An 11447-nucleotide genomic window follows, 5' to 3' on the forward strand; every position below is an offset into this window, starting at 1 on the left:
CGGATCGCGAGCCGCTCTCAGTCGCCGCTCCGATAGACCGGCAGTCGGAACCGGACGCCGACGTCGCGGAGCTTCCACCTGATCTCGAGCGCGGCCCACGTCAGCCCCGTCAGCAGCGCCACGCCGATGGCGGCGAACTCGGACTGGCCCATCCAGACCGGCGTCGCGAAGAGGAGCGCGTTGTAGATCCGGTGTGGGAGGATGTTTTCGATGAGATCGCCGAGGTAGCCGAGCGGGTCGAACCCGAACCCGCCACCGTCACCGCCACCGCCACCGCCGCTCTCGGCCGCCGTCCGCGACTCGAGGCCGAGTGCGGCGGCGCTTTGTCCGCCGTCGCTTTCGGCACCGGTCTCGAGGCGTTCGGCCTCGTAGGGGAGCGTCGAGCCGACTTCCCAGACGATGTCGCCGGAGGCGTTGACCTCAATGACGCGATTGCCGTGCGTGTCGGTGATCAGCGTGTTGCCGTTGGGGAGTCGATCGACGTCCCGCGGCCACTGGATCTGATCATCCTCCCACTCCCAGGAGCGGTTCCACTCGCCGTCCTCGCGCTGGAACTCCTGGACGCGGCCGTTCTCGGAGTCGGCGACGACGACGGCCGGACCGCCCTGACTCTCCGGGATGTAATCGGGGTTGTGCTGTTCGTACTGGACGTCGTAGTCGTTCTCGCTACCGAGCGTCCACTCCTCGAGCAGGCCCTCCTCTTGGTCGAGGAAGACGACCTGATCCTGGTTCCGGAGGCTGACCACCACGCGACCCCCCAGCCCGCCCCCCTCGATGTACTCGACGTCGTTGATGTGGGCCCAGTCGTTGGGGTAGGCGTGACCGCTCTCGAGCGAAAATTCGCTCTGGGCGTCCCAGAGCCAGTCGACGACCTCGGTCTCGGTGTTCACGATGAACACCTGGTCCGCGACGATGTCGGCGACGACGACGTGGGTCTCGTTGATGCGATCCGCGTCGTGCCACTCGCCGGCGGTCTCCTTGTAGTCGTACCGCTCGTAGAGTACCTCGACCTCGCCGGTCTCGAGGTCGGCGCGCTCGATGACGTTCCGCGCGCAGGGCGGGTCGGAACAGGTCGGCCCTTCGGAGTGGATCGTGTCCGTCGCGGTGTACTCGACGGTCAGCGGGTCGCCCTCGACGGGGTCGACGTCGAAGTACTTCGTCCGCGAGTTGTTGTAGTATAGCACGTCGCCGTCGGGCGCGTAGGCGGTGATCGTCCCCGCCCGTCCCGACTCGGTCACGACCGTGTGGTTCTCCGTCGCCGGGGCGGTCGGGACGTCGGATTCCGACGCCGTCGAAATCCCGCCCGAGGACGCGCTGACGACGGCCGCGGCCGAGACGAGGATGAGGACGACGAACGCGACCCGGAGTCGATTTCGAGTCAGCGCCGATCTGACGCGAGCGAGCGACGGGAGCGAGGTCTCGGTCACGGTTCGATCACCATCGGGGACTGGAGCACCGGCTGGGGAACCATCGTTTGCCACTTCACGAGTCGAGATACTAGTACCTTTACTAACTCCTTCGAGTCTCGGCTCCGTGGACGAACGGTTCCGGGCAGGTGTTCGCGTCGGTCCGCGCCGAAAGTCAGTCCTGCTCGTCCGCCCGTCTCGTGGTGAGGACCGGAACCGGCGACGTCCGGATCACGCGCTCGGTGAAGCTCCCCAGCAGGTGGCGGTCGAGATCGGAGTGACCGTGGGTCCCCATCACGACGAGGTCGATCCCCTCCGCGTCGGCGTAGGACGTGATCTCCCGGGAGACCGAGCCAGTCGCGATGGTCGTCGTCACGTCGTCGACCCCCGCTCGCCTGGCGGTCGCCTCCGCCTCGTCGAGGACCTCCTGAACGTTCTCCTCGAGCTGCTCGGAGAGATCGGTCGACGCCGCGTCGATCACCTCCGGCAGTTCGTCCACGACCGACAGCAGGTGTAGCGTCGCGCCGTGTCGCGCGGCGATCGACGCGGCCGCGTCCAGCGCCACCGTCGCGTGGTCGCTTCCGTCCGTCGGGACGAGGATGTCGGTGTACGGATAGCGCTGCGTCGCGTCCGCCGCCGACCGAACGGTCAGCACGGGGACCTCGCTTCGGTTCACGACGCAGTCCGTCGTGCTGCCGAGGACGTACTCGCCGATCCCCCGCCGACCGTGGGCACCCATCACCACGAGGTCGAACCGTTCGCCGGTCGCGGCGTCGGTGATCACAGTTCGCGGGTCGCCCTGAACGACCTCGGTCGCGACGTCGACGCCGCGGTCCTCGGCCAGCGCGGCGGCGTCCGCGATGATCTCGTCGCCCTCCCGCTCGAGGACGTCGACGACGTCGCCGCCGAGTCGCGTCAGACTCGGGGTCTTCGTATCGGCGACGTAGAGCAACTGCACCGTCGCCCCGTAGTTGGTGGCGACGTCTAACGCGTGCTCGAGAGCCGCCCTGGCGGGGTCGCTCCCGTCCGTCGGAACGAGTATTCGACTGATCACGGGTGCCGGTTCGGCCCGAATCCGCTTACGTTTGTGGGACGCCGGGCGGAAGCAACCCCGCGGCTAGTCGCTCGCGGGCCCGGTCGAAAACGGAGAGCGGAGAGCGAGGAACGGAAAACGCGATCGCGACCCCGTCGCGCGAGCCGACCGCGAGGCCGATTAGGCCGATTCGACGTGAATCTCGCCGTCAGCGGTGACCGTTACCAAACAATCGCAGTACTCGAACGTGACCGAACCGCCGGTGCGGAGCCCGTCCGCACGCGGTTCGAACAGTCGCTCGAGCGCCTCGGCGTTGATCGAGTAGTGAAGCGGCTCGAGTGCAGTTACGTCCTCGTCCCGGAACGTTGCGACGGCGTCCGCCACGGCAACGCTGAGCGGTTCGTCGTCGAGTCTATCGTATTGTACGGAATACTGATCCCCCATCGTGGCAGATGGCGATCGTGAACTCATCTCTGTCATTGGTTTACGTACCCCCAGTACGTTATGTGGGAAGTCATCCGACTGTTCACGGGTCGTTGCAAAGAACCTGATCGTTAACCACGTAATGGTCGTTTCGCATCGTGGTTAATCAGTTAACGTCGACGGCGGCGGACCCCTCGAACAGCGCCGCGAAGAGCTTTCGCTCGGCGGAGCGGACGTGTTTGTGAAACGCGGGCGAGGAGATGTCGAGCGACGCGGCGATCTCCTCGCCGTTCGCCCGCCGCGGCCACTCGAAGAACCCGCCGTGGTAGGCCGTCTGAACGACCTCGCGCTGTCGATCGGTAAACGTCTCGAGCATCGCGTTGCGTGCGGGACCGCCCAGCGTCGACAGGTCGTTCGTGCTCTGTTCGCGTCGGGCCACCATCGATACCGACGGGCCGTCCCGATTGATGCTCGCTAACACTTCGCGGATCTCGACTGCGTCCGGGACGTCGATGATCGCACGACCGCCAGACCCGTCGGCCGCGAACTCCCGCAGTCGTGCACCGTGGGTATCGACGATCGATCCGAGGAAGGGATCGGTCAGCTCGATCTGGAGTAACGTCTCGCCTTCGTGTTCGGTGATCGTCGAAACGCCGCGTATCCCGTCGAGTGCGATCCGGTCGATGGTCGCCGTCGGTTCCTCGATCAGTCCGTCGACGGCGACGAAGACGATCTGCGAGCCGTCGGCGCGCGTGGTCGCACCCTCGTAGGTGACGGATTCGCCGAGGGAATCGGCCAGCCGGCACAGCGTCGCGTCCGCGGCGACCTCGAGTTCGACTTCGGTTCGGTTGTCGCCCAGCAACGCGTTCTTCCGTTTGACGGCGTCGATCGCGTACGCAATCGTCTCCCCGAGTTCCGAAAGCGTCGCTCGGAGCCACTGGTCGAACGCGTCCCGCTGTTCGCCGTACATCGAGAGGACCCCGTAGAGGAACCCGTCGTAGACGAGCGGGACCGCGTACGCTGACTGGAAGTTCCGCGACAGCGCCTCGCCCCGCCACGCCCCGTCGTGGACCGACTCCGCGACGTTCTCGACGTAGATCGCCTCCTCCGTGCGAGCGGCCCGGCCCGCGGGTTCGGCGGCCGACTTGTCGACCGTCGTCACCGTCACCGCATCGAGATACCCGCGGTCGAGCCCGTGCCGTGATCGCGACTGGAGCGTGTTCCCGCTCGGGTCGGGCTCGCCGATCCAGGCCATCGAACACGCCTCGAGGTCGGCCAGCCGCTCGGGAACGCCGCGTTCGATCTCCTCTCGGGTATCGGCCAGCAGGAGCAGCTGTTCGATATCCTGTCGCATCTCGTTGGCCTCGTTGAGACGCTCGAGGTGGCGATTCTGGCGCTTGAGTTCCCGCTCGCGGTCGTGGAGTCGCCGCGTCCGACCGATCCGGTCGAGCGCGGCTTCGGCCGCCGTCGCGAACAGCTGTGCGAGTTCGACGGTGTCGTCGTCGTACTCACCGGGGGTCGTCGACAGGGCGACGAGCACGCCGTGCTCGCCGAGCGGAACGTAGAGCCCGCTCCGGGCGGCGGTCGACTCGTCGTAGACGCTGGCCGCGTCCCTGACGTCGTCGTGGACGGCGGGCTCGCCGGTGACGAACGTCTCCCAGGTGATGCCGTCGTCGGGCCGGAACCGCGGCGGCGACCCGAACGTCGACTCGAGGGCGTCCGACCACGCCGCGGGCTCGAGGACGTTCTCCTGGTCGTCGAACCGGTAGACGACGCCGTCGATTTCGAGCACGTGCGTCGCGACGTCGACGATGTACTCGCACGCGGCCGCCTTCGACTCGACCGTCAGCAGGTGACTGGTCGCCTCGTGGAGCGCGTTCAGCGCCTCCTGATACTGCACCCGTTCGGTGATGTCGTTCGCGACCCCGATCACGCGGTCGACGGTTCCGTCGTCGTCCACGATCGGCCGATACCACGTTTCGAAGATGCGATCGCCGAGCTGTCTGCGCGAGTTGACTTCGTCGCCGTCGAGCGCCGTCCTCGCATCAGTACAGACCTCGGGGTAGTCCTCGAGGAGATCGAAAAACGACCGACCGACGACCTCCTCGGAGTCCAATCCGAGGTTCGCGAGGCCCCGTCCGTCCGAGAGCGTGAAGGTCCCGTCGTCGTCGAGGACGAACAGGACGACCGGCACGTTCTCGACGAGCGTCTGTAATCGCTCCGTCCGCTCGGTCAGATTCCGCTCACGCTCGACGCGTTCGGACACGTCCCGCCAGTAGACGGAGATGCCGGAGGGAGAGGGGTAGATCCGCGCTTCCACCCACACGTCGTAGGGATCGTAGTACGTTTCGACCGTCTGGGGTTCCTGCTGGTCCATCGCCTCGATGGCGACCGACTGGAGTTCCGTTCCCTCCATCTCCGGGAAGACGTCGAGGATCTGCTTTCCGAGCAGGTCCGATCGTTCGAACCCGAGCATGTCGAGCGCTCGGTCGTTGATGTACGTAAAGCGCCACTCCGCGTCGAGGGCGTAGAACGAGTCGGTGACTCGTTTGAACGACTCGGATAGCTCCTGCTCGATGCGGTGATACTCCGTGATGTCCCGGATCGAGGCGACGACGCCGTCGATGAGGCCGTCCCCGAGCCGATTCATGAGAACGGCCTCGTGGACGTACCAGGAGCCGTCCGCGTGTTGGCACGTGTACTCGACGGTCCGCGTCGCTCCCTGTTCGTCCTCCCGAACGGCGTCGAACTCGTCTCGCACCGCTCGGGCGTCGTCGGGGTGAACGTAGTCGAGCATGTGGCTTCCGCGCATCTCGTCCGCCTCGAATCCGCCGACCCGTTCGACCGCCGGGCTCGCGTAGGTGACCTCCCCCGATCGGTCCAGCACGATCAGGAGGTCGGACGACTGATCGAGCAACGTCTGATACCACGCCGTCTGCCGGTCCGCCGCTCGTTCCATCGCGGTGAACCGAACCGCCCGCCGAAGCCGGTGGGCCAGCAGCGGCGGCTCCTGAATCGTCGTCTTGGCGACCACGTCGGTGTCGTCGCCGCCGATTCGATCGATCGGTTCGTTCGCTCCTGGATCGATCGCGTACACGACCGGACACGCCCCGTCGACCGCGGCGAGCGCGTCCCGGTCGTCGGTCAGGACGCAGTCGGCCGCATCGAGTCGGTCGTCCGTGAGCGCCGCCGCGTCCGGGACGGCTCCTGCGACGGTCACCGACTCGTCCGCGAGCCCCGCCGTCGCCGTCCGAATCCAGTCGGACGTCCCGACGGCGAGGGCGCGTACCGGGGTCGTTTCGGTCTCCTCGAGGCCGCGAACCATACTACAGGGTCGGTCGGAGCGGATAAAAAAGTCGCGTCGCATCGAGCGACGCTCGAGTCGCCACTGATAGCCGCGCACGTGGCCGTCCGTTCGGGGTTCGGTCGCTCCGGCGAGGGGTATCGTCGCGGCTCATTCGAGCGTGAGCGGCGCGTGCTCGACGCGGTAGCCGTCGTCGATCTCGTCGACGGTGCGTACTTCGCGCAGCTGGATCCCGCGTTCCATCGCGGTGACGACCGGCGTCTCGTAGTAGTCCGCCTCGTACTCGAATCCCGACCCCTCCTCGCGGCGGCGCTCGACGAACTCCCGATGGCGTTCGAGGCGCGCCCGGCCGATCGACCGCGACAGCGCCGGCACCTCGTCGACGCCCTCGTCGAACACCTCGAGGAAGGCGTCCTCGAGTTCGGAGCCGACCGAGCTCCGGCCGGCACACATCGCCGCGAGCGTGGTCGTTCCGGTCCCCCAGAACGGATCGAGGACGGTGTCGCCGTACGCCGAGTACATGCAGATCAGTCGATAGGGGATCTCGAGTGGGTAGGCCGCGGACCGTTCCCGGAGTTCGTCGTCGACCGTCTCGATCGACTGGAGCGCGCCCGTGACGTCGGTCCAGACGTCGGTGAACCAGCGATTGCGCTCCTCCCAGAAGTAGGCGGCCTCGTATCGCCGGTCGGCCCGCGGCTCGAACGAGCGGCTCTCCGCTCCCTTGCGAAACACCAGGATGTACTCGTGTTCCAGCGTGACGTAGGCGTTGGGCGGGATCATCCCGCTGCCCATGAACTTGGCCGCGCTGTTGGCCGGCTTCCGCCAGAGCACGTCCGGGAGGGGGTCGAACCCTCGCTCCTCGAACGCCTCGAGCACGCGGGCGTGATTCGAGTAGACCCGAAAGCTGCCGTCGACCGATCGGGTCGCGTCACCCACGTTGATACAGGCGATCCCGCCGTCGACCAGGACGCGCTCGAGTTCGTCCCAGACGGCGTCGAGCCGGGCGTGCATCGCGTCGAACGCGTCGCGGCCGTCCCCGGCGGCCAGCGCCTCGCCGATCGCGGGATCGAGCTCGGTGAAGAGGTCGTCCCACATCTCGATCATCGGATACGGCGGGGACGTGACAACGAGTTCGACGGACTCGTCGGCCACGTCCGCGAGGTCGCGAGAGTCACCGACGAACACGCGGTGGGTCGTCTTCATTGGGTTCACACTGTCGGCGTCGCTCCCTTAGCTCCTTCGTCAGGCCGACGACGCGAGGCGTCCGGCGTCGACTCGAGTCCGGCGCGGCAAACACGGAGAATCGGGTCGGTCGTGCGCCGAAACCGCTCGCGGAGCTCCTTACTCCTCGACTTCGTCGTCGGCCGCGCCGGCTTCGGCGTCCTCGGCGTCTTCGTCCATCTCGCTCTCCTCCGCTTCCGTCTCGCCGCCCGTCGCGGGTTCGAACTCCTCGATCGGTTCCCACTCCTCTTCCTCCCCCGCCGAGAGCCGTCGACGGAGGGCCACCGCCCCCGCGACCGCACCGATCACGAGCAGGAGCCGCGGCAGTCGGGACCCGGACCCGCTCTCGCCCCCGGACGTCGCCGACTCGCCCGTCTCCGCTGTCGTCTCGCTCATCTCGTCGGCCGACTCCATCACGTCCTCGATGATCTCCGGCTCCTCCAGTTCCTCGATCGGCGACTCCTCGAGTTCGGGCGACTGTCTGCCCACCAGGAAGCCGACGGCCGTGCCGAGGCCGAACAGCGCTCCCGCGAGCGGAAGCCGACTGCCGGATCGCGACCCGTCCGCCTCCTCGACGGCCTCGAGAATCGAGTCGCGCATCGGCGACTCCATCCCCCTGTTGACCGCTTCTTTGACGATGAGCTCGGACAGCGTTTTGTCTTGTTGTTCCATCTCGGGCATAATCCGCTCCGACCACACCGCCGTACATAGTTCTATTCACCGTTCCCACAGCCGCGTCCCTCTCGGAACGCGTTATGTTCAAGTTAATGATGTAATCTGCCGACACAACGAGCTATTACGGGGACGTGAGCGATGGGTATCGGGCCGACGCGGCGCGTCTCGGCTGCCTGCGACTCGAGTCGGCGTCGACGAGACGCGGTCGAAACCGGGCGGTGGCGCGGTGTCGTGTTTCCGGTCGAATCCGGATCGAACACCGTCGCGCGGGCGATCCACTCCGGCACCGCCGCCGCCGCGGGCGAAAACGACGGTCGCTCTCGGAGCGATCGGCCGCCCCAGCGACCGACGGTCCGATCGGGACGGATAAACGGACTGTTACGGGAGTATAAATCCATCTGGGCGCGCCGAGCGCGGTCCATGCGGGAGAATGCCTTCCATAACGAAAGGGTCGCCGCCGAAAGGGGTCGGAATATGAGCGTCATTCGCCAGCCGGAGGTGCTCGGCCGACGGGCGCGGCGTCGCATGGTGGGCATCACGGCTTCGGTATCGGCCGCGGCCGTCGAAACGGTCGCAGTCGGACTCTGGTTCGCGCTCGTCATCGGCTCACGGACCTCCTCGACCGCGCTCGCGGGGCTCGGCATCCTCTTCTGTGGCTCGCTGCTCAGGGCGGGTGTCTTCGGTGCGACCGTCAGCGAACTCGGCGACCTCCTGCAGCCGCGCCGGCTCGTCGCGGCGCTCGCGCTCACCGCCGGCTGGGTCGTCTGGCTGTTCGTGGCCGAACGGATCGGCGACGCGCTCGGCGTCGCCGTCGCCACCGCCGTCCTCGCCGCCGTCTTCGCCGGCCAGTTCGTCCTCGAACAGCGCGCGTTCAAACGACACGCCTGCTACCGAGTCACGGTCACGCCGGTGCTCCCGGCGGTGTTGCTGGCCGCGGGGGCGTCGACGTTGCTCGCCGCCGTCTGGTTTACCGACTGGGGGATCTCGTCGCCGCCGCTCTCGCTCGGTTTCACGACGGTCGCCCTCCGGATCGAGGCCCTGCAGGTCGCCATCGTCGTCTTCGGTCTGCTCTCCTTCCTCGCCCACCAGCGACGGTTCCAGCGGCTCCTCGATCACTGACGTCTGGCCGACCAGTCGATCACTTCCCCTGTGCGCCCACGTTCTGGTCGCTCTCGAAGGAGTCCGGATCAGGCTCGATCGACGCGTACTGGACCGCCCGTCGACCCAGCGTTCGGACCCGCTTCTCGAGTTTCGGATCGACGAACTCGCCGTCCTCGACGGCCGCGCTCGCGTTCGGGACCGCCGCCTCGTGGGGAATGACCCACGCGTTCAACGCCCGACAGACCGATCGCATGTGCTCGAGAGCCGTCACGGGGAAGGCCCCGCCCGAGACCGCGAGGAGGCCGACGGTTTTGTCCGCGAACTCGTCGAACCCGCAGTAGTCGAGCGCGGTCTTCAGCGGCGAGGCGTACGAGCCGTGGTACATCGGCGAGCCGAGGACGATCGTGTCGGCCGCCCGAACGCGCGCGGCCAATTGCTCGGCGTCGCCCGCCGCGCTGCGGTCGCGGTCCGCGTCGAAAATCGGCAACTCGTACTCCCGGAGATCGAGCAGTTCGGTGGTCGCGCCGGCCTGCTCGGCGGTCGAGAGGACGTGCTCGAGTGCGGTCCGAGTGTGGCTCTCGTCGCGGAGGCTGCCACAGAGTGCAGCCACGCGAACGTCGCTGTCGCTCATGCCCGTCCGAACGGCGGGGACCGGGAAAAGTCCTCCCGGAACGATCGGCCGCTCCCGGGAAGCCGAGGTCGGCTCGAGATCCGATATCCATTTCTCGTCGGCATTCGAACGGTTCGCCGTGCAGTCACTCCTCTCCGTGTTGCTCGAAGAGGCGCTCCCGCGCGTGCTGACAATCAGCCTGCTGATCGGCGCGGGCGTCGGGCTGGCGAATCTCGCCGTGGCGTACGGCCTCGTCGCCGTCGTCGCCCGCGCGGGCCGCTATCTCACGGAGCCGGCGAACTTGCCGCCGGCAGTCGGGACGGCCGTCCTGACGAACGCGGTCTCGGTGACGGCGGGGTACGGCATGCTCGCGGAGTTTCGCGAGGAGGCGCTCCTCGACGACCGGGCGACCCTGATCGCCGTCGTCGTCAACACGTTCTTCGGGTTCGTCCAGCACATCTTCACCTACTACGGGCCCGTCCTCGTGCCGATCCTGGGGCTCCGCGTCGGCCTCATGTACGTCGGTGCACGCGCCGGCATCTCGCTCGCGATCACCCTCGTCGGCCTGCTCGCCGGCGCCGTCCTCCTCCGGGGCTACGAGTACGACAGTACCGCGCTCGAGCCCGACGCACCCGGCGAGGAACCGCGAACGAACCGGGAGAAGCTCCGAACGGCCGGGGAGGATACCCTCGAGCGCCTGCGCTCGATCGTCCCCCGGCTCGCGGTCGTCTACTCGCTCGTCTTCGTCGCACTCGAGTACTCGGAGCGGATTCTCGCCGCGTTCGCGTCGGCGGGGATCGACGATCCGGGTGCAGTGCTCGCGCCGATCGCCGGGCTAGTGGGCCTGCCGGGGGCCGCGGTGCCGGTGATCCTCGTCTCGCTGGTCGATCCGACGACCGGCGCGATCACCGTCGCACCCATGATCGGCGACGTGTTGACGCCGGACGAGGCGGTGATCGCGCTGCTCGTCGGGAGCCTCGTCTCGCTGACGATCGGGACCGTCAAGCGCTCGATCCCCTTCCAGTTCGGGATCTGGGGCGCAGCGTTCGGAACGAAAGTGATCGTCGTCAACGTCTGTCTGAAGGCCGCGTTCATCCTCGTCACGATCGGCGTCTTCGTCCTCGTCTAGGGGCTCCGCGACGGGGGCGATCGGCGATGTCGCTCGAGCCACCGCCGCCGCTGAGCAGTGACCGTGAACCGACGCCAGCAGGAAGCGGCCGTCGTTACGCGCTCGCTGCCGCGGTGTCCGACGTCTGGAAGCTCCCGTAGACGCCGGCCAGCGAGAGGATCACGATGAGCGCACCGGAGACGCCGTTGATTCCGAGCACCAGCTGGCGCTGGGGGTCAAATAGCACGATCGGTGCGATCGCGACCCAGATGCCGAGCACGGCGAGGATCACCGCGAGGGCGAGCGTGGGTCTGCGGGTCGTGCTCGTTCGGAGCGCGTGGACGGCTCCGAGGACGGCGATGACGGCACCCACGAGGACGTTGTGAATCCCCAGCGTCCCCGTGATCGTGAAGACGACCGTCGACGCCATGACGAATGCACCGAGTACCGCCGTCAGTCCGGCCGTTCGTTCGACCAACACTGACGCACCGTCCGCGGACCGTGTCTGGCTCATACAGTGTGACTAGCGATCGCCACGTATTTGATAGCGTCGAAGTGTTTCAAAT

10 protein-coding genes are annotated in these 11447 nt (G+C 67.3%); 2 read left to right on the forward strand and 8 right to left on the reverse strand.

Going from position 1 to position 11447, the window contains the following annotated elements:
- Window positions 1-17: 17 nt before the first annotated feature.
- The 6 genes from BMX07_RS04485 to BMX07_RS04510 all read right to left on the reverse strand — a co-directional run bounded on the left by BMX07_RS04485 (window position 18) and on the right by BMX07_RS04510 (window position 8068).
- Window positions 18-1427, reverse strand: coding sequence for an aryl-sulfate sulfotransferase (locus tag BMX07_RS04485; protein ID WP_090614265.1), 1410 nt, complete (start codon window positions 1425-1427; stop codon window positions 18-20).
- Between the two features lie 154 nt (window positions 1428-1581).
- Window positions 1582-2460: a universal stress protein gene (locus BMX07_RS04490; protein ID WP_090614268.1), complete on the reverse strand. Its 879-nt coding sequence runs from the start codon at window positions 2458-2460 to the stop codon at window positions 1582-1584.
- A gap of 159 nt (window positions 2461-2619) precedes the next feature.
- The gene (locus tag BMX07_RS04495) at window positions 2620-2883 is read right to left on the reverse strand and encodes a HalOD1 output domain-containing protein (RefSeq protein WP_245742041.1); all 264 of its coding nucleotides are present in this window, start codon (window positions 2881-2883) and stop codon (window positions 2620-2622) included.
- 145 nt (window positions 2884-3028) lie between these two features.
- Window positions 3029-6187, reverse strand: a complete 3159-nt coding sequence (locus BMX07_RS04500; protein ID WP_090614274.1) for a PAS domain S-box protein — start codon at window positions 6185-6187, stop codon at window positions 3029-3031.
- A gap of 129 nt (window positions 6188-6316) precedes the next feature.
- A complete protein-coding gene (locus BMX07_RS04505; protein WP_090614276.1) occupies window positions 6317-7369 on the reverse strand; it encodes a DNA-methyltransferase in 1053 nt (350 codons plus the stop codon).
- Window positions 7370-7507: 138 nt separating this feature from the next.
- On the reverse strand, window positions 7508-8068 hold the full coding sequence (locus BMX07_RS04510; RefSeq protein ID WP_090614279.1) for a hypothetical protein: 561 nt from the start codon (window positions 8066-8068) through the stop codon (window positions 7508-7510).
- 468 nt (window positions 8069-8536) lie between these two features.
- On the opposite strand from BMX07_RS04510, the gene BMX07_RS04515 reads away from it, so the two are divergent.
- Entirely contained in the window at window positions 8537-9181 is a 645-nt protein-coding gene (locus BMX07_RS04515; RefSeq protein WP_090614882.1) for a hypothetical protein, read from the forward strand.
- Between the two features lie 19 nt (window positions 9182-9200).
- Here the strand turns inward: BMX07_RS04515 and BMX07_RS04520 are convergent, their stop codons facing one another.
- Window positions 9201-9794: an NADPH-dependent FMN reductase gene (locus BMX07_RS04520; protein ID WP_090614282.1), complete on the reverse strand. Its 594-nt coding sequence runs from the start codon at window positions 9792-9794 to the stop codon at window positions 9201-9203.
- 118 nt (window positions 9795-9912) lie between these two features.
- On the opposite strand from BMX07_RS04520, the gene BMX07_RS04525 reads away from it, so the two are divergent.
- Complete coding sequence (locus BMX07_RS04525; RefSeq protein WP_090614888.1) at window positions 9913-10902, forward strand: nucleoside recognition protein; 990 nt, start codon at window positions 9913-9915, stop codon at window positions 10900-10902.
- Between the two features lie 94 nt (window positions 10903-10996).
- On the opposite strand, the gene BMX07_RS04530 is transcribed toward BMX07_RS04525, so the two are convergent.
- Window positions 10997-11395 (reverse strand): SPW repeat domain-containing protein, encoded by a 399-nt coding sequence (locus BMX07_RS04530; RefSeq protein WP_090614284.1) that lies wholly within the window; start codon window positions 11393-11395, stop codon window positions 10997-10999.
- Between the last annotated feature and the right edge of the window lie 52 nt (window positions 11396-11447).

The organism is Natrinema salaciae (assembly GCF_900110865.1).
In the GTDB taxonomy this organism is placed as follows: Archaea; Halobacteriota; Halobacteria; order Halobacteriales; family Natrialbaceae; genus Natrinema; species Natrinema salaciae.